This is a genomic window from Pseudoalteromonas sp. Ld20, assembly GCF_045064175.1.
Lineage (GTDB): Bacteria > Pseudomonadota > Gammaproteobacteria > Enterobacterales > Alteromonadaceae > Pseudoalteromonas > Pseudoalteromonas neustonica.
In genome coordinates, this window is the sequence record NZ_JBISHB010000043.1 from 15,891 (window position 1) to 41,914 (window position 26,024).

Annotated in this window: 26 protein-coding genes and 2 tRNA genes; 11 read left to right on the forward strand and 17 right to left on the reverse strand. The window is 40.1% G+C overall.

Annotation, left to right across the window (positions count from 1 at the left end; translation table 11 throughout):
- The first annotated feature begins 94 nt into the window (after nucleotides 1-94).
- The 3 genes from ybeD to lipA are packed head-to-tail and all read left to right on the forward strand — an operon-like array spanning nucleotide 95 to nucleotide 2,008.
- Entirely contained in the window at nucleotides 95-373 is a 279-nt protein-coding gene (gene ybeD / locus ACJJVX_RS17190) for a DUF493 family protein YbeD (protein ID WP_054206333.1), read from the forward strand.
- Between the two features lie 19 nt (nucleotides 374-392).
- Nucleotides 393-1,046: a lipoyl(octanoyl) transferase LipB gene (gene lipB / locus ACJJVX_RS17195; RefSeq protein ID WP_082355694.1), complete on the forward strand. Its 654-nt coding sequence runs from the start codon at nucleotides 393-395 to the stop codon at nucleotides 1,044-1,046.
- Entirely contained in the window at nucleotides 1,043-2,008 is a 966-nt protein-coding gene (lipA, locus tag ACJJVX_RS17200) for a lipoyl synthase (protein ID WP_054206332.1), read from the forward strand. Before lipB ends, lipA begins: the two co-directional genes overlap by 4 nt.
- A 45-nt stretch (nucleotides 2,009-2,053) precedes the next feature.
- Here lipA and ACJJVX_RS17205 read toward each other — a convergent pair whose 3' ends face one another.
- Nucleotides 2,054-2,596: a YdcF family protein gene (locus tag ACJJVX_RS17205; protein ID WP_231659090.1), complete on the reverse strand. Its 543-nt coding sequence runs from the start codon at nucleotides 2,594-2,596 to the stop codon at nucleotides 2,054-2,056.
- Between the two features lie 135 nt (nucleotides 2,597-2,731).
- On the opposite strand from ACJJVX_RS17205, the gene ACJJVX_RS17210 reads away from it, so the two are divergent.
- Complete coding sequence (locus tag ACJJVX_RS17210; RefSeq protein WP_054206331.1) at nucleotides 2,732-2,971, forward strand: RNA recognition motif containing protein; 240 nt, start codon at nucleotides 2,732-2,734, stop codon at nucleotides 2,969-2,971.
- Between the two features lie 602 nt (nucleotides 2,972-3,573).
- On the opposite strand, the gene ACJJVX_RS17215 is transcribed toward ACJJVX_RS17210, so the two are convergent.
- The 3 genes from ACJJVX_RS17215 to ACJJVX_RS17225 form a co-directional block, all read right to left on the reverse strand.
- Nucleotides 3,574-4,173, reverse strand: coding sequence for a hypothetical protein (locus ACJJVX_RS17215; protein WP_405632608.1), 600 nt, complete (start codon nucleotides 4,171-4,173; stop codon nucleotides 3,574-3,576).
- A gap of 104 nt (nucleotides 4,174-4,277) precedes the next feature.
- Nucleotides 4,278-4,595, reverse strand: coding sequence for a DUF6172 family protein (locus ACJJVX_RS17220; RefSeq protein WP_054206330.1), 318 nt, complete (start codon nucleotides 4,593-4,595; stop codon nucleotides 4,278-4,280).
- A 146-nt stretch (nucleotides 4,596-4,741) separates the two neighbouring features.
- Nucleotides 4,742-5,263, reverse strand: coding sequence for a VC2046/SO_2500 family protein (locus tag ACJJVX_RS17225; RefSeq protein WP_054206329.1), 522 nt, complete (start codon nucleotides 5,261-5,263; stop codon nucleotides 4,742-4,744).
- A 112-nt stretch (nucleotides 5,264-5,375) separates the two neighbouring features.
- Here ACJJVX_RS17225 and ACJJVX_RS17230 point away from each other — a divergent pair.
- Both ACJJVX_RS17230 and ACJJVX_RS17235 read left to right on the forward strand, forming a co-directional pair.
- Nucleotides 5,376-5,460: transfer RNA gene (locus ACJJVX_RS17230), tRNA-Tyr, on the forward strand.
- Between the two features lie 49 nt (nucleotides 5,461-5,509).
- A tRNA-Tyr gene (locus tag ACJJVX_RS17235) sits at nucleotides 5,510-5,594 on the forward strand.
- A gap of 55 nt (nucleotides 5,595-5,649) precedes the next feature.
- Here the strand turns inward: ACJJVX_RS17235 and ACJJVX_RS17240 are convergent.
- A complete protein-coding gene (locus ACJJVX_RS17240; protein ID WP_054206328.1) occupies nucleotides 5,650-6,351 on the reverse strand; it encodes a M48 family metallopeptidase in 702 nt (233 codons plus the stop codon).
- A 115-nt stretch (nucleotides 6,352-6,466) separates the two neighbouring features.
- Between ACJJVX_RS17240 and ACJJVX_RS17245 the strand changes: the two genes are divergently transcribed.
- From ACJJVX_RS17245 to ACJJVX_RS17255, 3 genes are all read left to right on the forward strand, one after another.
- A complete protein-coding gene (locus ACJJVX_RS17245; RefSeq protein WP_054454944.1) occupies nucleotides 6,467-7,447 on the forward strand; it encodes an ion channel in 981 nt (326 codons plus the stop codon).
- A 186-nt stretch (nucleotides 7,448-7,633) separates the two neighbouring features.
- Nucleotides 7,634-10,975, forward strand: coding sequence for an MHYT domain-containing protein (locus ACJJVX_RS17250; protein WP_054206326.1), 3,342 nt, complete (start codon nucleotides 7,634-7,636; stop codon nucleotides 10,973-10,975).
- Entirely contained in the window at nucleotides 10,975-11,964 is a 990-nt protein-coding gene (locus ACJJVX_RS17255; protein ID WP_054206325.1) for a two-component system response regulator, read from the forward strand. The genes ACJJVX_RS17250 and ACJJVX_RS17255 overlap by 1 nt, the downstream gene beginning before the upstream one ends.
- On the opposite strand, the gene ACJJVX_RS17260 is transcribed toward ACJJVX_RS17255, so the two are convergent.
- Together ACJJVX_RS17260 and ACJJVX_RS17265 are read right to left on the reverse strand one after the other, a co-directional pair.
- Entirely contained in the window at nucleotides 11,961-12,356 is a 396-nt protein-coding gene (locus ACJJVX_RS17260; RefSeq protein ID WP_170173199.1) for a VOC family protein, read from the reverse strand. The two genes, ACJJVX_RS17255 and ACJJVX_RS17260, sit on opposite strands and share 4 nt — an antisense overlap.
- Complete coding sequence (locus tag ACJJVX_RS17265) at nucleotides 12,353-13,018, reverse strand: HD domain-containing protein (protein ID WP_054206323.1); 666 nt, start codon at nucleotides 13,016-13,018, stop codon at nucleotides 12,353-12,355. The genes ACJJVX_RS17260 and ACJJVX_RS17265 overlap by 4 nt, the downstream gene beginning before the upstream one ends.
- A 138-nt stretch (nucleotides 13,019-13,156) precedes the next feature.
- On the opposite strand from ACJJVX_RS17265, the gene ACJJVX_RS17270 reads away from it, so the two are divergent.
- Nucleotides 13,157-14,347, forward strand: coding sequence for a class I SAM-dependent methyltransferase (locus ACJJVX_RS17270; RefSeq protein ID WP_054206322.1), 1,191 nt, complete (start codon nucleotides 13,157-13,159; stop codon nucleotides 14,345-14,347).
- A gap of 3 nt (nucleotides 14,348-14,350) precedes the next feature.
- On the opposite strand, the gene ACJJVX_RS17275 is transcribed toward ACJJVX_RS17270, so the two are convergent.
- The 3 genes from ACJJVX_RS17275 to hrpA all read right to left on the reverse strand — a co-directional run bounded on the left by ACJJVX_RS17275 (nucleotide 14,351) and on the right by hrpA (nucleotide 19,010).
- Complete coding sequence (locus ACJJVX_RS17275; protein WP_054206321.1) at nucleotides 14,351-14,647, reverse strand: PilZ domain-containing protein; 297 nt, start codon at nucleotides 14,645-14,647, stop codon at nucleotides 14,351-14,353.
- Nucleotides 14,648-14,656: 9 nt separating this feature from the next.
- Entirely contained in the window at nucleotides 14,657-15,055 is a 399-nt protein-coding gene (locus ACJJVX_RS17280) for a PleD family two-component system response regulator (RefSeq protein ID WP_235575787.1), read from the reverse strand.
- A 67-nt stretch (nucleotides 15,056-15,122) separates the two neighbouring features.
- Nucleotides 15,123-19,010: an ATP-dependent RNA helicase HrpA gene (gene hrpA / locus ACJJVX_RS17285; RefSeq protein WP_054454950.1), complete on the reverse strand. Its 3,888-nt coding sequence runs from the start codon at nucleotides 19,008-19,010 to the stop codon at nucleotides 15,123-15,125.
- 200 nt (nucleotides 19,011-19,210) lie between these two features.
- On the opposite strand from hrpA, the gene ACJJVX_RS17290 reads away from it, so the two are divergent.
- Nucleotides 19,211-20,113 (forward strand): DMT family transporter, encoded by a 903-nt coding sequence (locus tag ACJJVX_RS17290; RefSeq protein ID WP_054454951.1) that lies wholly within the window; start codon nucleotides 19,211-19,213, stop codon nucleotides 20,111-20,113.
- A gap of 72 nt (nucleotides 20,114-20,185) precedes the next feature.
- On the opposite strand, the gene ACJJVX_RS17295 is transcribed toward ACJJVX_RS17290, so the two are convergent.
- From ACJJVX_RS17295 to pspB, 7 genes are all read right to left on the reverse strand, one after another.
- Nucleotides 20,186-20,530: a 4a-hydroxytetrahydrobiopterin dehydratase gene (locus ACJJVX_RS17295; RefSeq protein WP_054206318.1), complete on the reverse strand. Its 345-nt coding sequence runs from the start codon at nucleotides 20,528-20,530 to the stop codon at nucleotides 20,186-20,188.
- Nucleotides 20,531-20,539: 9 nt separating this feature from the next.
- Nucleotides 20,540-21,337 carry a phenylalanine 4-monooxygenase gene (gene phhA / locus ACJJVX_RS17300; protein ID WP_054206317.1) on the reverse strand — a complete coding sequence of 266 codons (798 nt, stop codon included), beginning with the start codon at nucleotides 21,335-21,337 and terminating at the stop codon, nucleotides 20,540-20,542.
- 202 nt (nucleotides 21,338-21,539) lie between these two features.
- A complete protein-coding gene (megL, locus tag ACJJVX_RS17305) occupies nucleotides 21,540-22,721 on the reverse strand; it encodes a methionine gamma-lyase (RefSeq protein ID WP_054206316.1) in 1,182 nt (393 codons plus the stop codon).
- A 147-nt stretch (nucleotides 22,722-22,868) separates the two neighbouring features.
- Nucleotides 22,869-23,894, reverse strand: coding sequence for a TIGR01620 family protein (locus ACJJVX_RS17310; RefSeq protein ID WP_054454953.1), 1,026 nt, complete (start codon nucleotides 23,892-23,894; stop codon nucleotides 22,869-22,871).
- Nucleotides 23,891-25,306 (reverse strand): YcjX family protein, encoded by a 1,416-nt coding sequence (locus ACJJVX_RS17315; protein WP_200909650.1) that lies wholly within the window; start codon nucleotides 25,304-25,306, stop codon nucleotides 23,891-23,893. Before ACJJVX_RS17315 ends, ACJJVX_RS17310 begins: the two co-directional genes overlap by 4 nt.
- Nucleotides 25,307-25,363: 57 nt before the next feature.
- Nucleotides 25,364-25,765 carry an envelope stress response membrane protein PspC gene (gene pspC / locus ACJJVX_RS17320; RefSeq protein ID WP_054206314.1) on the reverse strand — a complete coding sequence of 134 codons (402 nt, stop codon included), beginning with the start codon at nucleotides 25,763-25,765 and terminating at the stop codon, nucleotides 25,364-25,366.
- Nucleotides 25,762-25,995 carry an envelope stress response membrane protein PspB gene (gene pspB / locus ACJJVX_RS17325; protein WP_054206313.1) on the reverse strand — a complete coding sequence of 78 codons (234 nt, stop codon included), beginning with the start codon at nucleotides 25,993-25,995 and terminating at the stop codon, nucleotides 25,762-25,764. Before pspB ends, pspC begins: the two co-directional genes overlap by 4 nt.
- Between the last annotated feature and the right edge of the window lie 29 nt (nucleotides 25,996-26,024).

Below are 26,024 nucleotides of genomic sequence, written 5' to 3' on the forward strand. Positions count from 1 at the left end.
CAATTATTATAAGGTCGATAATAGGTTATCTAATCTGATTATTGTTTAGTTATTTAAAGTACTAAACACACATTAAGTATGAGGAGTCAACGTCGTGGCTACACCTGTAAAAGATACTAAATTTGATGAATATTTAGAGTACCCTTGCCCATTTACGTTTAGAGTAATGGGTTTAGCGAACGTAAACTTAACTGATCAAATTCTAACTAAGTTACAACCAATTGCACCTGGCGATTACGCGCCAAAAGTAAAACCGAGCAGTAAAGGTAATTACGAGTCAGTTAGCTTAGTAGTAACGGTTACCAGTGGCGCTCATATTGAAGAAATCTATAACGTGATCAGTAATATTGATGACGTGCGTCATATGCTTTAAGCCATAATAGAGATTTATTGTGAACGAAAACACGTTAATAGTACGCCAACTTGGTCGAGCTCGCTACATGCCGATATGGCAGAAAATGCAAGCGTTTACCGATACGCGTGATGATGCAGTAGCTGATGAAATTTGGCTTGTTGAACATGATCCCGTATTCACGCAAGGCCAAGCAGGTAAAGACGAGCATGTACTTGCCCCTGGCGACATTGAAGTGATCAAAGTTGATCGTGGTGGTCAAGTGACTTACCACGGACCGGGTCAACAAATGATGTATGTACTATTTAACTTACGCCGCTTAAAAATAGGCGTGCGTGAACTGGTGACATGGCTTGAAGAGTGTATTATAGATACACTCAATGACTACGGCATTAGTGCTTATGCTAAAGCTGATGCGCCAGGTGTGTATGTAAACGATAGTAAAATTGCTTCACTAGGGCTTCGCGTTCGTCGCGGTTGCTCTTTTCATGGCCTTGCACTAAACGTAAGTATGGACATGAGCCCATTTTTACGTATAAACCCTTGTGGTTATGCGGGTATGAATATGGTGCAAACAACCGATTTAAACGGCCCACAAGACCTTGAACAAGCAGGTAATGGACTCGTTAAACACATGATAAAAAAGCTTAATGCAACTGAAGTTAAGTTTACTGAAGGGTTTGAAAACGAATGAATAAGCCAGTCAAGATGGAACCAGGGGTAAAACTGCGCGACGCTGAAAAAATGGCGTTGATCCCAGTAAAAGTATTACCGACTGAAAAAAATGAAATGCTACGTAAGCCCGAGTGGCTAAAAATTCGTTTGCCTAAATCAACTGAACGGATCGATGGCATTAAACAGGCAATGCGCAAACACGGTCTTCACTCAGTCTGTGAAGAAGCATCATGCCCAAACTTATCAGAGTGCTTTAACCACGGTACAGCAACCTTTATGATCTTAGGTGCTATCTGTACACGTCGTTGCCCATTTTGTGACGTTGCACACGGCCGTCCATTAACACCAGACGCCGCAGAACCTGAAAAATTAGCGCTGACAATCAGAGACATGAAGCTAAGCTATGTGGTGATCACCTCAGTTGACCGTGATGACTTACGTGATGGTGGCGCGCAACATTTTGCTGATTGTATTCGTGAAATTCGTAAATACAACCCGACTATCACTATCGAAATTTTAGTGCCTGATTTTCGTGGTCGTATGGACCGCGCGCTTGAAATTCTAATCGAAACACCACCAGATGTGTTTAACCACAACTTAGAAACTGCGCCGCGTTTGTATAAACTTGCGCGCCCTGGTGCTGATTACAAATGGTCATTAGAATTATTGCGTCGTTTTAAAGAAGCACACCCAGAAGTTAAAACTAAATCTGGTTTAATGGTAGGTCTTGGCGAAGAAATTAGCGAAATCGAGGAAGTGCTTCGCGATTTACGTGCTCACAACGTAGATATGCTAACTGTCGGCCAATATTTACAGCCTTCAAAGCACCATTTACCAGTAAAACGTTACGTACCACCAGCAGAGTTTGATGCACTTAAAGTGTACGCCGATGAAATTGGTTTTACTCATGCAGCCTCTGGCCCATTTGTTCGTTCAAGTTATCACGCTGATCAGCAAGCTGCAGGTAAAGAAGTGAAATAATCATTTCTACACAATTGAAAAAGCCGTTAGTAATGAGTTAAGCAACTAACGGCTTTTTTGTGACTGTAATGCAATAAACTGCTGCACATTTTTTACTTCTCTAGGCATGACTGCACGCTCGTGGGCATGTAATTGCGCTAATTTAATCTCTGATAATGGCGTTTTAGCACTGACTAAAGTTAGCTCTAGATTAGGTTGCACATGACTAAATACATAGTGAACTCGTGCAATATGGAACTCTGAGCTGACCAAAGTGGCCGCAGTTATATTTTCCGCTGCGAGTAGTGGCTTAGTGAGTAATGCATCCTCAAAGGTAAAGCGGCTTAGCGCCACCGGTAAAAAAGCAGATTCAGGTATACCTAGTTCAATTAAATAACGTTTAGTATATTCACCATGAGCATGGTTAGTGGTATTAAAATGCGCTCCAAATCCACCTGTACACAAAATCTTAGCGGGCATTTTTAGATAAGTTTGATAAGCCTGCTCACAACGGCTTTTTGCTATCAATGATAAACTGCCGTCATTATTATTTGGCCCACCTAAAACAATTATTGCTGTTTTAATTACGCTATTCGTCACTGCTTTCATTTCGCCACTCTCAATTGTTCTTTTTTCTTTGGCTATCAGCTTAAAACTATTTTTGCTGTTTGTAATTAATCATTAGGTCAAACTGCTTTTCCTTGAGACAATCACGTTAGTTATTTTTAAACCATGGTTCATATAATGAAACTATTAGTTAGAAACTTATCTCGCACTATTACTGAGCATGAAATTCGCACTCTTTTTACTGAGCACGGTAAAGTAGCCGATTGTAATTTAGTACTTGATAAAGAAACAGGCCAATCAAAAGGCTTTGCCTTTGTTGAAATGCCTAATGATGCTGAAGCTTCTGTAGCAATTAAAGCATTAAATCAAAGCACTGTAGATAAAAGTAAAATCCGAGTAAAAAAAGCTGACGCTTAATACCAATCTGCATAAATATTTGAACAATTTAACGAATTAAATCACGCTATAGCGTCGTTAAAATTTTTTATTTAGAACAACTAGATATAAAAATTTTTGCCTAGGGCGTGTTGACCTTTCGTGATTGATTTTGCAGCAGTATGTTTGGTATTTAGGCAAGGCAGAGCCTATGTCGTGTGGTTGCTCCCCATAAATAGGCGATAACGCAGTATAAATGCCAAACATGCGCTGCCCAAAGGGTTCTTCCTAGGGGCGATTGACTCTTTGTTACCTACACGGATGTAGGTAAGGGGCGTGAGCAGGACGCGGAAGCTTTGCTCGGTTTTTACTTATTCTCACATGGATGTGAGCCAGTAGAATAACGCAGGAGCAGTTATCGAGCCCGCTAGGTTACAAACCTCGCGCCGCGATTAAATCGCCCCTAGATTGAACAAATTTCAATCCACAAAGGTCAACACGCCCTAGTTATAGCGCAATTTTTTGTCATTAAATAGACTCCATATCTATCCAGATTGGTATAACGCGTAAAGTGACATACCAGCTTTATAATGTACGGGAGTTTAGCTTGCTAAAATACAGTGTTTTATTTAATTGGTATGCCATTATTTTAATGGTAATAACGTAATAGACTTTACTTGAATGACCGCGTTACCACCTTCATCATCTTTTAAATCAGGCACTAAATAAACCGCACTTACATGCGCTTTAATAATACCTAAATCCTTTGAATTCGTTGGCGTCCAGCTAGGTCGATTAAAATCAGCAACATTAATACATGCGCTTACCCACTTTTTGGCTTTAGGCAAAATATGTTGATAGTGCGCATAACTTTTATCGCCCTTCCCACCGTATTCTTTTTGAGATAATTTTACTACTAAATCACGACTGCTTTGATAGGTAAGCTGTATTGTCTCAGCGCCCTTTAAGTCACCTTTTGGTAGATCATAAATCAGCTCCACCCACGAGTTATTTTTGGCATCCACGCGAGGCACTCGCGAGAAATTAACCCAAATTGCCCCCTCTGACAGCAAACTCGCTTTTGTTAGTGCTTTACTTCCATGCAGATCGGTGGCGTAACGCCAGTCTTGCTCAGTTAAAGTGTTTTTCGTTAAGCTAGTTTCATCTTGCAAGCATGTGTTTGTTGCATGAACAGAAAATGGTAATAAGCTAAAAAATAAAATACGTAGTGATCGGTTAAACACGCAAAATCCTTATTAAGAGTTTTTTTGAGTATACCTTAAAGCTGGATTAATTAAAGGCACAAAAAATGGGCAGTTAAGCCCATTCTTTTAGCGAAAAGATGCAATTATGCTTCAGATTCGTCTTCTTCTTCCTCATCAACAGGCTCTTGACGCTGTGCAGCGCGTGCGATGATTTCAACGTAGAAGGACGTTAAGCCTTGCTTTTCAATTTCACTGATAGAATTATTTATCTCAGCAACATGCACTACTTGTGCATCGTCTGCTGTATTACCAAACTTACAATCAAATGCCCAGTAGTCAGCATCAAATGGTAAGGTTTTGTTACGCTCTCTTTTCAAATATTTTTTTACTTCATGCTTTGCAGCATCAACCATACGTGGATATTTGATTTTCTCGTGATTCAGCGTGAATGTTTTCTTCATTACGTTCCTAATTACCTTTATTAAATGATAATGGTATTTATGAAACACCATTTGAGGTCATTATAGCAATTGCATTTAATTTTTGGATGCTTTTTTTACACTAAAGTAAATTAATTAGTCTAGTGTCAAAATATGACACATTAATGTCAAGCTTGAGATAAGTGCAACGGCTGATGAAGTGCTTCATTATTAAGGCTGTCGTAAAAAGCTGCCGCATCCATTTGTGGGTTATCGAGCTGAGTTTCTTTATGTTGGTGGCGTTTACGGGTGACTAATTCACAGTTATCAATAATATTTAGTGGGATATGAATTTTATCATCACGAATAGCTAACGGTTCTGGCGCTAGACATGCACGTAATCGAAGGTCACTCATCCCACCATCATTAAGGCGTTGCGCATTATGTTGGCCAATCAACATATCAAACTCTGTTGGTGCAAGTACTTGTTTTGGCCCTGCTCCTAATTTTTTACGCAATTGATCTTCATCTTCAACAACAACATTCGCATCTATGGGCGTTTTAGGAAGATGAAACTGACTAAAATCTAACGCATCATGAGAAAGCATTGCCAATAACAAAGCAAACTCGCCACGACGTGATTCACTCACACTTATGGCAAGACGATTGTTAAGTTGACTCTCTGTGATTAACAAATCATCGATTTGCATAGACTTTAGCCGATTAAAGTAGGTAATAGATATTTATCGGCTTTATTTCATTTTTCTTTAGCTTTTTTCTTTACTTAAATGCTGATTTTGCTATTATCAGCGCCGTTGCATTGGAGGGGTTCCCGAGCGGCCAAAGGGATCAGACTGTAAATCTGACGGCTCAGCCTTCGCTGGTTCGAATCCAGCTCCCTCCACCACTTTTCTTACCGCTAAGTTAAGTGGGGCCAAATGCGACAAAATTAGTGTGGAGGGGTTCCCGAGCGGCCAAAGGGATCAGACTGTAAATCTGACGGCTCAGCCTTCGCTGGTTCGAATCCAGCTCCCTCCACCACTTTTCTTTCTAGCCTTGCTAGTTCTAGACTTAATTTTTATAATTTTATTCTTTATTAATCAAATACCCATTGTAAACTTGCACCGTGTTGTTTTAACCACTTTGTTGCTTGCTTATAGTTCGGGTAAAATTCACTAACGCGTAGCCAAAATGGCGCACTGTGATTTAAGTACTTCAAGTGTGCAAGCTCATGCACAATTACATAATCAATAATGTACTGTGGTGCACTGACTAACAATAAATTAAAGGTAAGTTCCCTGCGTCGATTACAACTACCCCAACGTCGTTTATAAGTTTGGATCCGAATGCTGCTAGGCAGCGCTTCTGCCATTTTCAAACAGTAATCATTAACCCGCATTTCAATGTAACTTTCTAACTGTTCGTGTAAAAAGGTTTCTAATAATGTTTGATACATTAATTGTTGATGCTTAACTCGACCAGAAATACTGAGTTGCAAAGTGGTCACAGGCTGATTTTTCACTAACAACCAATGGCTACGATTACTTACAGCAAAAGTTAATTGTACAACATCATCAAAAACAACCACCCGATTATTTTTTAATGGGTATTGCCTTGTGTCTAATTGCTGGCTTTGCTTGGTAATTTGCACATTGATCCAATCTGTTTTACTCAACAACCAACTCTCAAGCTCTTTTTTAGCAACACCTATAGGTGCATAAACTGTCACAGCCTGCTGATGAACTTTAATTGCCACGGTTTTACGACGGCGACTGCGCTTTAATGTGTATTCAAACAAATTTAACTCTTAGTGCTACGGTGAGCAATATGGAATAATTTTCGAGTTATTATATTACCTTGCAAAAAAACTGCTAACCTATAATTAAGAATAATTTAAAAAGCAGCATCCGATTATGCCTGATAAGCCTTGTTGTAAGTATACCTCCCCCGATGGGCATCAATGCCAGGAAATAGATATGGGCTCAGGTTTTTGTTTTTGGCATGATAATAAGTTTGATAAATCGGGCCTTGAGCTGAGTCACAAATTAGAACGTTATGCTAAAAAAGGAGGTTTATTGCAAGGTCTTCAGTTACAGCGTGCAAACTTAACAGGCTTAAGCCTAATAAAGCATGATGATGAAGAAGGATTTGATTTATCTTACAGTAATTTTTATCGAGCAAATTTAAGTGGTGCTCACCTATTTAATAATACAATCGCACACAGCTCATTAATGAAAGCAAATTTACGTGAGGCTAACCTGCACTACTGTAACTTGCAACATACTAATTTATTAGGAATTAAGCTGGACAACACGCGCATTGATAAAATTGATTTAGGTGTTGAATTATTACAAGAGAGCCAAGCTAAAACAGCCCTTAAACAATCAGATCGCAACACTGCGCTAGACCTATTTGAGCAATCTGAAGAAATATTTAGAAACCTACGTAAAGCATCGGAACAACAAGGTCTTTTCGAGCTCGCTGGTAACTTTACCTATAAAGAATTAAGAATGCGCCATGCGCAATACCCCAAAGGCTCTAAAAAACAATTAGCATCCAGTGCTATCAACTTATTGTGTGGATATGGCGAAAAACCTGAAAACGTCATTAGGTTTAGCTTAGGCTTAATCATTTTTTGTGCATTTTGCTACTTTATCTTTGGCGTTGTATATGCCGGAGAAACGCTCCAACTAAATTTATCCGCTTCTTTCAATGATAACTTATCAGCATTACTCAATAGTTTTTATTTTAGTGTTGTTACATTTACGACGTTAGGCTACGGCGATATTACGCCAACCGGATTTTCTCGTTTTATCGCCGCTGTAGAAGCATTTTGCGGTAGTTTCTCATTAGCTTTATTCGTAGTTGTCTTTGTAAAACGTATGACTCGCTAGGCTTCTTTCAAGTTGAAAGAATAATAAATTACAGGTTTGGGCAAAACTCGCTATAAAAACAACTGTTAATAATGCTAAAGTTATAACCTATATAATGTAGTGCACTGATTTTAAGTGCTTTGCTTTTGTTAATTTCTGTCGCATTCCATGAGTGAACTTATTGGATAAGCCATATTTTGAGCCATTATGCTTGCAACGTTTTTTATTACGAATCAAGACCCTAGTTTAATTATAAATGGTGTTTTTAACCCTTTTTTGGTGACGCTATCAATTTTAACGGCCATTTTTGCGGCCTATTTCTCTGCATATTTAATTGATCTGGCAAAAGAAACACGCTTTAAGAGCTATCAAAGGCTCGCAAATTCAACCGCTGCGCTCGTGCTCTCTGGTGGTATTTGGAGTATGCACTTTATTGGTATGTTAGCTTTTTCTTTGTGTACTAATATTAGCTACGACCCTGCAATCACTTTCCTCTCTTTTATTCCTGCTTTTTTGGCTTGTTTAACGGCTATTTCTTTATTAGTTAAAAGTAATAAAAAATTCATAGATTTACTCGTACCATCCGTTTTGTTAGGCGCAGGTATCGGGACCATGCATTATAGTGGGATGGCAGCAATGGAGTTGAGCCCGCTACTTCGGTATGACCCACTCATGTTTGGTTTATCAATTATTGTGGCTGTCGTACTTGCGTTTATATCCTTGTACACACGTTTTAATATCAGCCAGCATTTCCCTAAATTTACAGTTATTCAAGCAAGGCTGATCAGTGCGATTATTCTCGGGTTTGCCGTTGCGGGCATGCACTATATGGGAATGGCCGCCACACGATTTGTTGCAACATCCCCATTATTAAATGACAGTAGCAAAGATTCACAACTTACCTTTGTGGCCATCAGTGTCGTTTTTTCTACCATGCTTTTAACGGCAATTGTAGCTATTATAAACGGCATGGTTCGCTACCGGATGTTGTTAGAAGAAAAAACAGGTAACGAATCACGCTTAGAAGCCATTTTATCCACTGCGATTGATGGCATAGTTACAATTGATCACCTTGGCCATATTCTAAGCTTTAATAATGCTGCAGTAGGTATTTTTGGATGGAGTGAAGCCGAAGTTCGAGGAAAAAATGTTAAAATGCTGATGGCTGATGACATTGCTAATCATCATGATGATTATCTTTCTAAAGCAGACCATATTGATTTAGGGAAAGTTATTGGCATTAATCGTGATGTGTTCGCAAAACATAAAAATGGTCACTTATTCCCTATCCGACTTGGCATAGGCGAAGTCAACCAACCTGGTCATAATTCCTTGTTCGTTGGCTTTATCACAGACTTAAGCGAACAGCGCACCCTACAACAAAACCTAGTCAAAAAAGAGCAACAATATCGCTCTTTAATGGATAATATGCCTGGTGTTGTTTTTCGCTGCCATATAAATGAACAATGGAGCATGATTTTTATCAGCCCTAGTATTCATGAACTAACTGGTTACATACCCTCTGAGTTTATTAATAAAAATATCGAGTTTGGTAATTTACTTTATAAAGATGATATTCCACATATTAACGAAGCAATTGATCAGGCGATTACAGATAAATCGCAATATTCAATTGAATATCGAGTACGCCACCGTAACGGAAATCTAATTTGGGTACTTGAGAAAGGTAGTTTTGAATTTAATGAGCATGGCGTAGCTATTTGGATTGACGGTGTGCTTGTTGATATAAGCGAGCGACGAAAATACGAAGATAAGCTTAAGCTCGCCAAAATAGCCGCAGAAGATGCAGCGCAAGCTAAGCAGTCCTTTATGGCAAATATGAGCCATGAAATTCGCACACCAATGAATTCAATCATTGGCTTTAGTGACTTATTGATGGACACTCCGCTTGATCAGGAGCAGCAAAAACATTTGATCACCGTAAATAATGCAGCACGCTCACTACTGCGCTTACTTAACGAGATCCTCGATTCTGCAAAACTTGAAAAAGGGAAACTGACTATTGAGCCTGTGCATTTTAACCTCCAACCTATGCTCGACAGCATTATCTCAACGTTCTGGTTAGAAGCCAAAAAGAAAGATCTAGCGTTAAACCTTACCATCAAAGAGTCAGTGCATACTGCCTACTATGGCGATCCCGATAGAATCAGGCAAGTACTCACAAACTTAATTGGCAACGCAATTAAATTTACAGAAAAAGGGACTGTGGATGTAACCGTGAGTACGACTCAAAACAATTATTTATTTTTTGAAGTGCAAGATACTGGTATTGGTATTGCCAAAGATCGCCTTAAAGCTGTATTCCAGCCATTTGAACAGGCTGATGGCACCACGACCCGTCGCTTTGGTGGAACAGGCCTTGGCACGACTATTAGCAAACAACTCGTCGAATTAATGGGCGGTTCTATTAATCTAGTCAGCGAAGAACATAAAGGCAGCTGTTTTTTCTTTTCACTCCCACTTGGTGAAGGAGATGAAAGTTTAATTAACTACTTTGATGGCCTACATACACAATTACCTCCTTTGCGTATTTTAGTGGTTGACGATATTGAGCAAAATGTTGAGCTACTGCGTTTATTACTTTCTCGAGATAAGCATACCGTCAGCACCGCGTGTAATGGTTTAGAGGCGCTGGCCATTTTTGAGCAACAAGACTTTGATGTTATTTTGATGGATATTCATATGCCTGAATGTGATGGCATCACAGCAACGCAAAAAATACGTAAAATAGAGCAGCAACGACAGTTAAAAAACGTGCCTATTATTGCGCTAACAGCCAGTGTTTTACAGCAAGATAAGCTAACAGCGAAAAAAGCGGGAATGAACGGATTTGCGAATAAACCGGTTGATATAAACCAACTAAACCAAGAAATTTCGCAAGTTTTGGGTTTTGGACTGAAAAAAGAAACCTTGATTGCCCACACAGATCCAACAGCGCTGCACATAGATTTCAAAAAAGGGCAGCTGCTTTGGGGCAGTAAATGTAAGCAGTTGACACAAATTCAGCGTTTTTTAAAAGAACAACACCCACTTTACGACACTATGTTTAAAAATGGCTTAGCTGCATTAAAAAATGCTAATAGCACACTACACACCCTTAAAGGCTTATCGGGTAATTTAGGTTTACCAACCATGATGAAGCTTTTCTCCGAAATAGAAAAAAGCCAAACATTACAGCAACAAACTCAACTCATTAGACAATTACAAACAGAGTTAAATACGGTGAGTCAGCTTTTAATCGAGAAGACATCATCTTGCATGCCACACCATGAACCTGAAAAAAACACACGCGAGTTATCACTCAGTGAACTTAAATCAATGTGTGAACTACTTTTCAAAGACGCTGAAAACGCCGAGCTTAACGATGAGTTCTTAGCAAAAATAGCCGCTGGTGCACCACAGATTTATCAAAGTGAAGTTACTGCCTTAGTAGAATCTTTTGACCTATTTGATTTTGATAATGCCCAAAGTAACCTTAAATTATTAATTGAACGACTTAATCAGACTGATAATATGGAAACACAATGATGGACTTAATAACTGAGCGCCCAAGAATTCTTATTGTTGACGATGAACCCGCCAACTTAAAAGTAATGCGTGAAGTCTTAAGCAAACATTATCGTCTATCGTTTGCTAAATCGGGAGATGCCGCACTCGCATTAGTTGAAAAAGAACCACCTAAGCTTATACTACTTGATATCATGATGCCTGATATGAATGGCTTTGAAGTATGTCAACGCCTTAAGAGCAACCCTACAACTACACATATCCCGATTATTTTTGTTACTGCATTGAGTGATGAAAGCGATGAGTTTAAAGGCTTTGAATTAGGCGCGGTTGATTACATAACCAAGCCAATCAGCCCTGCAATCGTTCGTGCAAGAGTAAAAACACACTTATCACTCATTCAGGCTGAGCAATTAAAATTAGCCCATGTAGATTTAGTTCACCGTTTAGGGCGAGCCGCAGAATATAAAGACACCGATACAGGTGAGCACATTGTTCGGATGAGTAAATACAGTAAAATTCTTGCACTTGCCTATGGCATGCATGAAGAGCATGCTGAGCTGTTAAAGCAAGCGGCACCAATGCATGACATTGGGAAAATCGGGATCCCTGATGCGATATTGCTCAAGCCAGGAAAACTAACGGCAAGCGAGTTTGATTATATGAAAGAGCACGCTCAAATAGGTGCGCAAATTCTTGAAAACTCTTCGTCACCTTTGCTTCAATTGGCGCACTTACTTGCGATAGAACATCATGAGAAATGGGATGGTTCAGGTTACCCTAACGGTTTGCAAGGCAAAAACATATCAATTGAAGGCCGTATTGTTGCGATTGCCGATGTATTTGATGCATTGACCTCAAAACGCCCCTATAAAGAGCCATGGCCTATTGAAGATGCACTAAAATTTTTGCAAGAACAAGCCGGCGTTCATTTTGACCCTGAGCTTGTCCATTTATTTACAGCGCAAATTGATGCGATTATGGATATTTACTCAACCTATCAAAACTAATTGTTGAGGTGGCCTGCAATATACTGATAGTCATGTGATGTGATCTCATGGCTATTACCGCTATTATCTTTAAAATACACCGAAAAAGTTACTTTATGATCAGCCAGCACCGTTTTTATATTTAAGTCTTTCAGATGTTTCAACCACGCCAAAAACTGCTCTCCTGTCGCACCAAAAGCAATCCCTTTACTTGTGCCCTCACCTTCAAAAAGAGCAAGTCTGACAGTTGCCCCTCGATCCTCTAACGTTAATGGGCCTGTGCCTTCATTCCAAAAAGCCAGCTCTGGGATCACTGTAAAACCCAACACTGATTCGTACCAAATAAGCGACTCGGCAAGGTTTGCCACATTTAAATGGCAATGATCGACCCCAACTAACAATGGACACGTCATAGTTCTTTCCCCACTTCTGACTTTAACTGCTCTATAAACGCCAACATATAATCAGTGCGGCGCTTTGCTTCCGTTTTCGCTGAAGGCGTGTTCATACTTTTTGCGATGTGAAGTAACTTAATAAAAAAATGATCGAGTGTATATAGTGTGTCATCCGCTTTACGCTGTTGGCAAAATGGATCTTGCGGGTGATATAAATGTCGGCTGATTGACCCACCAACCTTCATACAACGGCTAACGCCTATTGCACCTAATGCATCCATACGGTCAGCATCTTGCACAATCTGTGCTTCTACCGATTGTATTTGTATATTAGCGCTAAAACTGTGGGCAACAATCGCATGATGAATGGCAGTAAAAAATTGCTGGTCATACCCTATTGAAGCTAAGAAAGAAATCGCTTTATCTGCTGCCATCGTTGACGCTTTCGCACGATCAGGGTGGTTTTTCGCAACGGCTACACAATCATGTAGCCATGCAGCAGGAAGTACCACTGCCATATTGGCTTGCTCTGCAATGCAAAGCTGCTTTGCTACGCGTACGACTCTTTCAATATGGGTAATATCGTGAGCAACATCGGCACACACAACTTCAGTAATAAACCCTTTACAAGCAATTTCGAGTTGTTGTAATGACACCGGTAATGGAATTTCTTGGTTCATAAATAACGTCGTTTCAAATTAAAACAATCAATTGCAGTTACTTTACCGTGCTTATAGGGGCTTGTGCAAAACATTCATTGTATGTTCGCCCTTGCTTCACTAAAATAGCCTGCTAATTTATCTGTAATGAGAAGCCCAATGTCATCTGCCGTATACCTACAAGCTGGTCGTGAAAAATCACTAAAAAGAAAACACCCATGGTTGTTTTCAAAAGCCATAAAAAAAATAAAAGGTAAACCTGGGTTAGGTGATACGGTAACTATCCATGATAACGATGGTAAATTTTTAGCAACTGCCGCCTACAGCCCACACTCACAAATTAGAGCCCGAGTATGGAGCTTTGACGAAAAAGAAATCATTGATCAGGCATTTTTTGAGCGTCGTTTACGTCGTGCATTCGACGCACGCGAACAAGTAATCATTGAAGGTGGTTTAACTGGGTTTCGCTTATGTGCTGCGGAGTCTGATTTTCTGCCAGGCGTTACTATTGATAAATTTGATAATGTACTCGTTTGTCAGTTATTAAGTGCTGGCGCTGAGCGTCATAAAGGTGAAATTGTAGGCGCATTAATCAGTATTTTCCCTGGTTGTGATGTGTATGAGCGCTCAGATGTTGAAGTACGCACCAAAGAAGGTTTAGAACCTACGATGGGTGTATTATGGGGTAATAAACCTGAGCAGCCTGTATTAATAGAAGAAAACGGTTTTAAAATCGAAGTTGATATTCTTGAAGGTCACAAAACAGGTTTTTACCTTGACCAACGCGACAGCCGTGCAGCCCTTGAACGTTTTTCTAAAGATAAAAAAGTACTTAACTGCTTTAGCTACACAGGTACATTTTCATTGTACGCATTACGTGGTGGCTGTGAGCATGTTACTAATGTTGATGTATCACAACCAGCCCTAGATACTGCTAAACGCAATATTGAGCATAATAATCTTGATCTCAGTAAAGTGGACTTTGTTAAGCAAGACGTATTTAAATTATTACGTCAATACCGTGAAGACGGCGTGCTATTTGATACAGTCGTTATGGATCCACCAAAATTTGCGGATAATAAAGCCCAGCTTACTGGTGCGTGTCGTGGTTATAAAGATATCAACATGATTGCAATGCAAATACTTAAACCTGGCGGCACATTGCTCACTTTTTCATGTTCGGGGTTAATGGAACAAAACTTGTTTCAAAAAGTGGTTGCTGATGCAGCTCTTGATGCTGGTAAAGACTTATTGATTATGGAACGTTTAAACCAAGCAGCCGATCACCCTATTGCTGGCAGCTACCCTGAAGGTTTTTACTTAAAAGGCTTGATCTGTAAAGTTTACTAATCGCTAGTTAAAATGCATGATTTCAAGTCCTGCTGTGACCGTGCCATCGTTTTCTTTGCTGGCGCGGATCACTTTAGCGGTCGCATCAAGTGGCGCTATATTTGCGCTTGTCGAATTAATATTCACTCTTACAATTGTGCCCACTTCAAGTAACTCATCTAAATGTACTGACAATCCTGTCGCACTTAAATCCACACACACCGCATCAAAATGCTGATCTGAAATTGGCTCTATTGTTACTAATTTTGCTTGTGCGTTGATCTGCATACGTTTGAAATTACGTTGTTCTTCATTAAGCATACTGTTCTCCTAAACGACCGTGTTTATTTTTTCTAATAATCCACCCACTGAAAAGGGTTTTACGACATAAGCGTCACAACCCGCTTCAAAGCCGGCTTTTTGCTCTTGTTCTGACTCTAATCCCGATACCATAACAACAGGTATATGACGCGTTTCTGGCGTATTTTTCAACATCCTACATGTATCATAACCATCTAATCCCGGCATACACACGTCAAGCAAAATTACATCTGGTGGATTGGCTATCGCTGATGATAAACAGTGAGTTCCAGAATCAGCATAACTTAGTTCAAAACTTGCTGATAGTGCGCCTTTAAGCATTTCAAAATTAAAGTACTCATCATCAACAACAAGCAAACGTAGATTTTTTTTATCTGCTGAGGGCATAGTAAATATTTGTTCCTTCATTATGTTCAAAAATAAATCCTTCCTTTAAGGTACTCAGCTTGCAATAAAATGCAAGCTTAAATATTGATCAATCATGCTCTTTTAATGCATTCAGAACCCTCTTTCCTGATATCGGGTAAGGTGTCCCTAACGTTTGTGCAAATAAGGATACTCTCAGTTCTTGCTGCATCCAAAAAATTGTCTGTAACGACTCTGGAATAGGCATCCCTTGTGGTATCTTTTTAAGGTACTTTTGATACTCCTGCGCTACTTTATCTAATTCAAGCACGCATAATCTGTCACGGTTTGGGTCAACAGGTAGTTTCTCTAAACGCTTTTCTATTGCTTTTAAATAACGGATTAAATCACTTAATTTATCTGCCCCGTGATTGGATACAAACCCCTTAAACACTAGAGATTCTAATTGGCTTTTAATATCGCCGTGCGCCGTGATCATGGTTAAATCTACACGCCCTTTCATCTTTTTATGCAACGCATGCGCAATACTTAATACTTGCTCCACTTGCGTTGCAATAGCAACGACAGTATCGCCTAACTCTCCACGGACCTGTTCCTTTACTTGTTCAAACGCATGCTCTGTTCGTACATCACCGAGTTTTACGAGCAAACTATCTACCCCTGCTGCAATACAATCATCAATTAAATCAGCGACTTTACCAAATGGATTGAAATATAGACCTAATTTAGCTTTGTTGGGTAAGTTTTGTTGTAAATATTTTATCGGCGAAGGAACATTAAGTAACACTAATCGACGTAAACCTTGCTGATGAGCAGCGTGTGCTTTGATCTCATTATCAAACAACTCAACTGCTGCAGATGATTTTTTATCCACCAGTGCCGGGTATGCTTTTATCTCATACTGGCCTTGTTTTTTCACATACGAGAGCGGTAATTTACCAAAATCCCATGTCAGTAAATCGCTCTTTTCAATGCCTTTGTCAGCCACTTTTGATAGGGTTTGCGTCACTTTACCTTGCAGCTGTGCTTTTAATTTAGCTAAATCCATACCATGTGCTAACACCCCCCCTTTTTCATCGCGTACTTCAAACTGCAAACGTAAATGAGTGGCAAGGGTTGTTAAATCCCATGCATCAGGCTCGACCTTAACGCCGGTCATACGCAACAATCGTGTGCTTAACGCTTCCAGTAAGTTCCCCTGCATAGGCTCTATAGCAGCCAATACCGCATCTGCATAGTTGGGTGCGGGTACAAAGTTACGACGCAACGATTTAGGAAGTGACTTAATTAAGCCACAAATTAATTCATGACGAAATGCAGGTATATGCCAGTCAAAACCGCTTTCTTGCACTTGGTTTAATAGTGCGACAGGAATTTGCACTGCTACACCATCAACTGCTTGGCCTGGATCAAAGTGGTAATTCAGCGGTAACATTAAATTACCTTGCTGCCATACATCGGGATAATCAAACTCAGTAATGCTGTCTGCACCGTGCTGCATCAAATCATCACGGGTCATTTGTAAATAATGTTTGTTTTGCTGCTTTTGCGTTTTATACCATTTGTTAAATGCCGTTCGATTATTAATATCGCTCGGAATTTTTTTATCGTAAAACGTATATAAAGTTTGTTCGTCGACTAAAATATCGCGGCGTCGGCTTTTATTCTCAAGTGTTTGAATATCTTCAATCAACTCGCGGTTGAATTGTAAAAAACCTTCGTTTTGGCCTAAGTCCTGTTCAACAAGCGCGCTACGAATAAATAACTCGCGACTCACTTTAGGATCTATATTGCTGTACACACAGCGGCGCTTTGAAACAATGATCAACCCATATAATACTTGCTGTTCAAATGCGATGACTGCGCCTGGTTTTTTCTCCCAGTGCGGTTCACTGTAACTGCGTTTTACTAAATGTTGTGCTAACGGCTCAACCCAATCAATATTTATTTTGGCATTGACGCGCGCATATAATTTACTGGTTTCAACAAGCTCAGCCGACATTAACCACTTAGGGCTCTTTTTAAACAATCCTGAACCTGGGAAAATATGAAATTGACTGTTTCGTGCGCCTTTATACAGTTGCTTTTCATCTTTAAAACCAATGTGACTAAGCATTCCACTGAGTAATGCTTGATGCACTTTATCGCCATCAGCCACGTTTGTTGTGGCTTTCATGCCCATTTCGTTGCATACCGTACTTAGCTGATAAACAATGTCTTGCCATTCGCGAATACGCATATACGCGAGCATATCTTTTTGACACAACTTCCTAAACTGGCTATTACTTAGTTCACTTTGCTGCTCTTCTAGGTAATTCCATAAATTTAAAAAGGCAATAAAATCTGAATCAGGGTCGTCAAATCGGCCATGTTTTTCGTTGGCCGCTGCACGTTTTTCTTGCGGCCGCTCTCGTGGGTCTTGTATCGATAGCGCCGCAACAATAACAATCACTTCACGTAATGCACCTAACTTATGCGCCGTTAATACCATTTTAGCCAACCGTGGATCAACGGGTAAACGGCTCAATTCTAAGCCTGACTTAGTTAGCTGAGTGTCGCGATTACTCTTGGTCGGTTTAACGGCTTCGAGCTCTTCTAATAATGTTAAGCCATCGTTGATATTACGGCTGTCCGGCGCTTGTACAAACGGAAATTGCGCCATGTCACCTAGGCCTAATCCCAACATTTTTAAAATAACAGACGCCAAGTTAGTACGTAGTATTTCTGGGTCAGTAAATTCTGGACGCGAATTAAAGTCATCTTCAGCGTATAAGCGAATACAAATACCGGCTTCAACACGCCCGCAACGCCCTTTACGCTGGTTTGCACTGGCTTGTGATATTGGCTCAATTGGTAAACGCTGCACTTTAGTGCGGTAGCTGTAACGACTAATACGCGCCGTGCCTGGGTCAATTACATAACGAATACCCGGTACAGTTAATGATGTTTCAGCCACGTTAGTTGATAAAATTATATGACGACGGCTATGCGGAGCGAAAATTCTGTTTTGCTCTGCATTTGATAATCGCGAATAAAGTGGGAGCACATCAGCCCCTTTTAAATTACGTTTACTCAATGCATCAGCAGTATCTCGAATCTCCCGTTCACCATTTAAAAAGATTAATATGTCACCAGGGCCTTCTTGGCACAACTCATCAACGGCATCAAAAATACCTTGTAGCTGATCGCCTTCGGCTTCCATATTCTCTTTGTCAATTTCAATCAATGGCCTATAACGTACATCAACTGGGAATGTCCGCCCTGAAACCTCAATAATTGGCGCATCATTAAAATGTTTTGAAAAGCGCTGTGGATCAATGGTTGCAGATGTAATAATAACTTTTAAGTCTGGGCGCTTTGGTAATAAGTTTTTTAAATAGCCTAAAATAAAATCGATATTTAAACTGCGTTCGTGAGCTTCATCTATGATGATAGTATCGTATTGATTTAAAAATCGATCTTGCTGAATTTCGGCAAGTAAAATACCGTCAGTCATCAATTTTATATAACTATTATTAGACACTTGATCACTAAAACGGATTTTAAAACCTACTTGCTGACCAAGCTCACATTGCATTTCATGGGCAATACGATCCGCAACTGTTCGCGCGGCTAAACGCCGTGGCTGGGTATGCCCGATGTAACCATCAACACCACGACCCAGCTCTAAACACATTTTAGGTATCTGTGTGGTTTTACCTGAACCGGTTTCACCTGCGATGATCACCACTTGGTTATTCGCTATCGCCTGTTTAATATCATCTTTTTTCTGACTAACAGGCAGCTGCTCTGGGTAAGTAACTTTTGGCAATTGAGCTAAACGCACCTCACGCAATTGTTGACTGCGCGCAATGTCAGCGGTGATCTTTTCAAGCACTGCAATTTGTTTTGTTTCATCAGTTATTTTTTTTATGCCATGAAGGCGTTTTTTAAAGATGAATTGATCTTTTCTTAAGCACGTTTTGAGTTCACCAAATAATTGACCTAGGTTTACCACCCCGACTACCTTATAAATTTGAATTAAAGACGCGCAATTATAGCAAACTTCACCGCTGTGGTTAACTTTGCCGCAATATTAAATTTTATAATATATGCCCAAATCAGCTTGAGCTGAAATCAATGATAGTGCCGATTCTAGCTTGCCCAACTTTGCATCAGTGATATGCTAATTAGCTAAATTCCCAAAACGTTATAATGATGCCGTTAAGAAGTTTATTACACTTATTTATTCTCGCCGCAATTTGGGGCGCCTCTTTTTTATTTATGCGTATGGCAGCAGCCAGTTTAGGACCAGCCATACTCATTGAGCTTAGAGTGGGGTTTGCTGCGCTAACACTTTTTTTAGTCGCATTATATTTAAAACGAGCGTCAGTTTTTAAAGAACTTGCTTTTAAAACTCACCATAAACATTTCTTTATTATTGGCGCACTTAATTCTGCTTTTCCCTTTTTGCTGTTCGCTTATGCCGCACAAACACTCAATGCATCAACCTTGTCTATTTTAAATTCGACAACACCTATATGGGGTGCCGTTGTTGGAATGTTTTGGGCCAAGACAAAGCCAACCAAAAGTGTACTGCTAGGTTTAATTTTAGGGTTAACAGGCGTTGTGCTGTTAGTCGGACAAAATCAGTTTAGTATTCATTCAGACTCATTAATCGCAATTATAGCGGCGCTGTGTGCGTCACTCAGTTATGCCATTGCATCACACTACACAAAATACGCACCTAAATTAACTCCATTTAATAATGCACATGGTTCAATGTGGGCGGCAAGCTTTATGGTTTTACCACTAATTTTATTTATGCCGATACGCGAAGTGCCCTCCACCAGCGTTATGCTAGGAGTACTTACACTTGGCGTTGTATGCACTGCATTAGCCTATATCTTATTTTTTAAATTGATTGATGATATTGGCCCAACATCAGCACTTACTGTGACTTTTTTAATTCCTTTATTTGGTATTTTCTGGGGGCACCTAATACTTGATGAAACCATTGGTTCTAATACCTTGCTCGGTGCATTTTTTGTGATCAGCGGTACAATGCTGGTGACAGGATTTTTTAATAAAAAACTAAAAGTAAAAAATACAAATATATAAAATTAGGTATAAGACATGAAAAAAGGCGCATTAAGCGCCTTTTATGTCCTTTGGGCAGAACTGTGTATTGACTTATAGTGCAGCGAATACTTCATCTGTTTTTGCAGCACAGATAAAATCATTCTTATGTAGCCCTTTAATAGAGTGGCTCCACCATGTAACTGTTACTTTGCCCCACTCAGTTAATAAACCAGGGTGATGGCCTTCTATCTCTGCCATATCACCTACTTTGTTTGTAAATGCGATGGCTTGTTTAAAGTTTTTAAATTTATAAAGTCGCTCTAATTGCATAATACCATCACGTACTTCAGGCACCCAGTCTGGGATCATTTTAATTAACTCTGCGAGCTCTTCATCCGATACTTTTGGAGCATCAACGTGACAGGCTTCGCATTTTTGTGCGCTTAATGATGACATCTTAAATCCTTAACTTGCTAATTTTTCTTTAGGAGGAAATTTTGGGTCGTGTAACCCTAATTCTTTTGCTTGCTCTACTAATGCCATAATATCCAATTGTGAAATATCAAACAAATCATGGATAGAATTAATGGTGTAGTACAAAGGCTGCATAATATCAATTCGGTACGGCGTACGTAATACGTCAAGTACATTCATTGCGTTGATTTCAGGCGTATCTGAATACACATACTGTGTTTCGCCAGGGCTTGATAAAATACCACCGCCATAAATGCGCAGTCCATCGTCGGTTTGCATAAGTCCAAACTCAACGGTAAACCAGTACATACGTGCTAAATAAACACGGTCTTTCTTTTGCGCTGCATAACCTAGCTGTCCATATTTATGCGTAAATTCAGCAAAATCTGGGTTTGTCAGCATAGCGCAATGACCAAATATTTCATGAAAAATATCAGGTTCTTGTAAATAATCAAACTCTTCGCGACTACGGATAAATGTCGCAACTGGAAATTGCTTGTTCGCTAATAAACGAAAGAACTCGTCGAAGTCAATTAACGCAGGTACTGGCGCTACTTGCCAACCTGTTGTGGCTAGCAGCACTTCGTTGAGTTCACTTAATTGTGGAATACGATCATGGGGCAAGTTTATTTTTTTTAGGCCTTCCATGTATTCATTACAGGCTTTGCCTTCAATGCATTTAAGCTGACGCGCGACCAGTTCTGACCATATTTTATTTTCTTCATCGCTCCAATGTATCACACCATTTTCATCTGGTGTTCTGGAGGTGTATTTACTTGCTTTAGCCATTATAACCTTCTTGGTGTTAAACCGAACCTGTTGCAGTGATACTAAGCAAATGTAAGCCAAAGTTTAATAGCAGAGCCAATATCTGCGCAGGCCATTAACATGCCTTTTGTATACCTTTATATACACCAAAAAACAGTTAAGTTTACACACCAAGTAGAACAGAGGCTAAAAGCGATAATTACCGTAAACATTTAATTACAAATCAAGTTATACAAGTAAAGGCGCGGTTAAGATCACTTATAATATCGTTAACATCCTCTAAGCCAACTGAAAGTCTAATTAATCCATCACTAATACCAGCCGCTGCACGCTCTTCTGGAGTATAAGGTGAGTGCGTCATCGATGCAGGATGTTGAATAAGTGTTTCCGCATCCCCTAAGCTTACTGCTAGCGTGCAAAGCTCAGTGCTATTAATAAACTGCTCGCCATCTTTAAGGCTGCCTTTAAGCTCAAATGCAATAACACCACCAGCCGCCTTCATTTGATTACCAATAAACTTAAACCCAGGGTGTGACTCTAGACCCGGGTAATAAACCGTATTCACTTGTGGGTGTTGCTCTAAGAACTCGGCAATTATTTGCGCACTTTCACAATGGCGCTGTATTCTGATCGCCAACGTTTTTAAGCCACGATTAATCAACCAAGCGTCATGGGGGCTGATGGTCGCCCCAATATCTTTGAGCACCGTCATCTTAATTAATGTAATGTGCTCTTGACTACCACACACAAGCCCTGCCACAACATCACCATGACCATTTAAGTATTTAGTCGCGCTGTGAACAATTAAATCTATGCCATAATCAATGGGCTTTTGCAGTAACGGTGTGAGAAAGGTGTTATCGATCACACTGATTAAACTATGTCGTTTTGCAACTTGCCCTATTAGCGCTAAATCAATTATTGCCATGGTTGGGTTTACAGGTGTTTCAGCAAAAATCATTTTTGAATTAGGTTTTATAGCATCACGCAATGCCTGCTCATCAGTCATATCTACAAATGTGACGTCAATTCCCCAGCGCGGCAACATGTGAGCAAAAAAGGCAAACGTACAGCCATATAATGCACTTGATGCCACTAAATGATCACCTTGCGATAAGAAGCTTAATACCGACGCCGAAACAGCCCCCATACCGGTCGCTGTTGCAGCTGCCGCTTCGCAGCTTTCTAACTGCGCCACTTTTTGTTCCAGTTCGGTTGTTGTTGGGTTGCCTAATCGAGTATAAATATACCCCGGCTCTTCACCTGCAAAGCGTGCAGCTCCTTGTGCGGCGCTGCTAAAATGAAACGTTGAAGTTTGATATAAAGGTGATGTGAGTGCACCATGAGGATCGTTGGCTTTTTCAGGACCATGGATGCACTGGCTGTCGATGTGGAGTGTATTCATTGTTATTGCTCATTTTAATTATTATCAATAGGTCATAATTAAACGTATCGCGCTCTAAAGCACAAGCATGCCGGATGCTCAGATGGCTAGAGTATGTACAGGATCTTAGGGAGACTGTACATATATGTTGTCAGTCCCCCTTTTTTGTTACTCCTCTTTTGATACTGACGGCTTTCGGCCCATGATTTTACTGGCAATTAATTGCGCTGTTCCTTTAAGCAAACTGCGCTTATGCTCAAGTCGCGGTAACGGACGACTTAGCTCCATAGCTTTATAACCGATCCGTGCGGTAAATATCCCAGCACTTAAGCCCTGTGCTGCACGCCCTGATAATTTGCCTAAAAGCTCAGCACTCAGCGCCGTTGCAGCTAAATCAGATACTAACTCTGCACTACCAACAAACATCACTTGTTTGATCAACATACGATAAAGTTTAATACGACTGGCGTAACCAAAACCGATACCGTAGATTTTGCCTATTTGCTCAATCAATTTAGTGCCACGCCACAACACTGCCATCATATCCACCAACGCCAGAGGGCTCAATGCCACTAACAAACCCGACTCAGTAGCAAAGCGGTTAATGAGCTTTTTAGCTTGCGTATCTTGCTTCACTAGTAAACTATCGGCGTACAAAGTCATAATTTCTTTATCACTATGATGACTATCAATACTTGCTTTAAATTCATCAAATCCTGTTAACTGCTGATGCTTATTAAGCTTTTCAAGCCAAGGCAATGCCCCGCCTACTTGCTCACTATTGAGTAAACGGTCTGCTTCATGGCGATGTAATTGATTGCGTTTTAAGCTACGTAACATTCTATACTCACGCCACAGTAAACGCCCTAATAACAATACACCGCTGAGCACAGCTATTAAATATACGCAACCAAAGATGATTGATTGCTGGAAGGTAATAACCATTGAAAATATAAACTCAAGGAGCACCAAGCCAATAAAGCTCACAGCAAATACCCCTTTGAGGGTTTGCCATTTTGACTTTTTATACACTGGGGTTAAATCAATATCAGCTTCAGGTAGATCATCAACACTGTGCTCATACTCACCTTGATCAATCACTTTTGCAGTGGTTAATTCGGACTCTTTTTCTAATGGCTCTGGCGCAGTATCAATACGTCGGCCAGCTTGAAAACGTGAAGCTGTCTCGCTCATGTTAGTTTATCTCCTAAAAGGTACTGCATGACATGATCTAAACGTATATGTTTTAGCTGCTTGTCAGGGCTTGGCATCGGCGAGAATGATAAAAACTCAAAACCATGGCTTGGCCATTCATCTTTATTAAGCATTCGCATTGGTGGTTGTGGCGGTAAATAAGTTAACCATTGCGACTCTAATAACGGCAAGCCATAAATACAATTAAGTGTTTTGCCTTGTTCCGTCACTTGTTTTGGCATGGTGGCAGTGATTGATGACATTGCCATTGTTTCAATTTTTACACCATCAAACTTTAAGTGGTTACTTTGCTCATGAACTAATGAATCCAGCAGTAGAGCCAAATCTTTATGATGAACACCACTTATATGGTCTGATTTATTGGCCGCAAAAAGTAACTTATCTATATTCGGTTTAAATAAACGTTTTAAAAAGCCTGTTTCACCATAATTAAAATGTGCGAGTAATTGCTTTATTACATCGCCCTGCTCTTGCAGTGTTTCAGGTCCTTCATTCAGCGCGCTCAGCACATCTACTAATACAATCTGCCTATCAAAATGTCGAAAATGTTGGCTATAAAAAGGCTTTACCACCTCTTTTACATACGCATCAAAACGTTTTTGTAAATGCGCTAAATTAGAACCCGCAATCGCTTCCTCTGTATAGCCTGCAACTGGAAAAAACAGTAACAGTGGTGCGCCTTGAAGTTCTCCAGGCATTAACATCCGCCCAGGTTGCAACATGGCAAGTTTAGTGTCTTTTTTAAGGCCAACAAGCAAAGCTTGATATTGTGTGGCAATGCCACTTAACGCGCTCTCATCTACTGGCGCATGTAAATCAAGGGCTGCAAGTGCAGTTAAAAATGCCTGTGACTTTTCCACTCGTGGAGGCTGTTGTAATAACGTGTATTGTTGCTCACTCCATTGTCGATAACTTTGCTGTAGCATAGGTAAATCCAGCAACCACTCACCGGGGTAATCAATGATATCTAGATACAAAGTTGACTGCGGTGAAAAGTGTCCTCGTAAACCGCTATCGCTACGATACTTGATTGCAAGGCGCAGGGTATTAATACGCTCAGTAGATGACGGCCACCTTGGTTGCCCTTCTGTAGGCAGTAATGCACTCAAAGCTTTAGGATAATCAAAAGTAGGAATTGTCAGGGCTTCTTGTGGAACTATTCTTGTAGCGATATGACGCTGCTGTTGCATAACATCAAAAAACGGTAAGTTTTTTTCATTCGCCTGGCTAGTCAAATGTTTCACCAAAGCTGTAATGAACGCAGTTTTACCACTGCCACTTAAGCCTGTAACTGCTAATTTTACATGCTGATCTAAACTGCGATGTACGGCTTTTTGCGCTCCGCCCTTTATTTTTTTTAATGTGCTTTTTGCAAATGAAGTGTTAATCATAATGATTGAGCACCTCAGCGGCATAAGTATTAGGCAGCTAAAGTGCTATTGAATCCTTTAAAGCTTATTAATTTCACGGCTAACCGTAAACTCGGTTGAAGTAACGTAGCGTTCCATATCTTGTAAACGTATATCAACACGATTTAAACGATCTTTCAAATCTTGTAAAGCGCGACGAGGCGGCTCACCTTTTTGCCATACTTTAAATTTTACTTCTAACGGATCGTCATGCTTACTTGACTGATCTTTAAACTGTGTCGACGAGTCTTTTTTGTCTAAAATAAACCAGGCTGCAATATACGCCACTACAAATAATGGACCGCCAGTCAATAAGACTGCACTGACAAATATAATGCGAACTAACCATAACTCCATATTGAAGTAATCACTTAGCCCTGCACATACACCCGCTATTTTTCCACGTTGTGGGTCTCTTAATAATTCGCGTTTGGTACTCATACTTTACGCCTCCACTGTGGTGCCTCTTGATCAAGCAATGCTTCTAATGTTTCAACTCTGTCGGCCATTTTTTCAGCTTTTTGTGCAAGTTCCAGCAGCTGGCGATGTTCGTGTTCGCTCAAGCCTTGGCTTACTTGTTTTTTACTACGATAATGTAAAATCAACCACAGTGGCGCGACAAAAATCGTAAACATAACAAATGGTACAATTATTACCTCTGAATCAAACATAACCCTCTCCTGACAATCCGTATTTGATA

Excerpts from the sequence above, each read along its gene's own strand:
- lipA (WP_054206332.1), top strand. The coding sequence starts at position 1,043 with ATGAATAAGCCAGTCAAGATGGAACCAGGGGTAAAACTGCGCGACGCT.
- ACJJVX_RS17205 (WP_231659090.1), bottom strand. The coding sequence starts at position 2,596 with ATGAAAGCAGTGACGAATAGCGTAATTAAAACAGCAATAATTGTTTTA.
- ACJJVX_RS17210 (WP_054206331.1), top strand. The coding sequence starts at position 2,732 with ATGAAACTATTAGTTAGAAACTTATCTCGCACTATTACTGAGCATGAA.
- ACJJVX_RS17220 (WP_054206330.1), bottom strand. The coding sequence starts at position 4,595 with ATGAAGAAAACATTCACGCTGAATCACGAGAAAATCAAATATCCACGT.
- ACJJVX_RS17225 (WP_054206329.1), bottom strand. The coding sequence starts at position 5,263 with ATGCAAATCGATGATTTGTTAATCACAGAGAGTCAACTTAACAATCGT.
- ACJJVX_RS17245 (WP_054454944.1), top strand. The coding sequence starts at position 6,467 with ATGCCTGATAAGCCTTGTTGTAAGTATACCTCCCCCGATGGGCATCAA.
- ACJJVX_RS17250 (WP_054206326.1), top strand. The coding sequence starts at position 7,634 with ATGCTTGCAACGTTTTTTATTACGAATCAAGACCCTAGTTTAATTATA.
- ACJJVX_RS17255 (WP_054206325.1), top strand. The coding sequence starts at position 10,975 with ATGGACTTAATAACTGAGCGCCCAAGAATTCTTATTGTTGACGATGAA.
- ACJJVX_RS17260 (WP_170173199.1), bottom strand. The coding sequence starts at position 12,356 with ATGACGTGTCCATTGTTAGTTGGGGTCGATCATTGCCATTTAAATGTG.
- ACJJVX_RS17265 (WP_054206323.1), bottom strand. The coding sequence starts at position 13,018 with ATGAACCAAGAAATTCCATTACCGGTGTCATTACAACAACTCGAAATT.
- ACJJVX_RS17270 (WP_054206322.1), top strand. The coding sequence starts at position 13,157 with ATGTCATCTGCCGTATACCTACAAGCTGGTCGTGAAAAATCACTAAAA.
- ACJJVX_RS17275 (WP_054206321.1), bottom strand. The coding sequence starts at position 14,647 with ATGCTTAATGAAGAACAACGTAATTTCAAACGTATGCAGATCAACGCA.
- ACJJVX_RS17280 (WP_235575787.1), bottom strand. The coding sequence starts at position 15,055 with ATGAAGGAACAAATATTTACTATGCCCTCAGCAGATAAAAAAAATCTA.
- ACJJVX_RS17290 (WP_054454951.1), top strand. The coding sequence starts at position 19,211 with ATGCCGTTAAGAAGTTTATTACACTTATTTATTCTCGCCGCAATTTGG.
- ACJJVX_RS17295 (WP_054206318.1), bottom strand. The coding sequence starts at position 20,530 with ATGTCATCATTAAGCGCACAAAAATGCGAAGCCTGTCACGTTGATGCT.
- phhA (WP_054206317.1), bottom strand. The coding sequence starts at position 21,337 with ATGGCTAAAGCAAGTAAATACACCTCCAGAACACCAGATGAAAATGGT.
- megL (WP_054206316.1), bottom strand. The coding sequence starts at position 22,721 with ATGAATACACTCCACATCGACAGCCAGTGCATCCATGGTCCTGAAAAA.
- ACJJVX_RS17310 (WP_054454953.1), bottom strand. The coding sequence starts at position 23,894 with ATGAGCGAGACAGCTTCACGTTTTCAAGCTGGCCGACGTATTGATACT.
- ACJJVX_RS17315 (WP_200909650.1), bottom strand. The coding sequence starts at position 25,306 with ATGATTAACACTTCATTTGCAAAAAGCACATTAAAAAAAATAAAGGGC.
- pspC (WP_054206314.1), bottom strand. The coding sequence starts at position 25,765 with ATGAGTACCAAACGCGAATTATTAAGAGACCCACAACGTGGAAAAATA.
- pspB (WP_054206313.1), bottom strand. The coding sequence starts at position 25,995 with ATGTTTGATTCAGAGGTAATAATTGTACCATTTGTTATGTTTACGATT.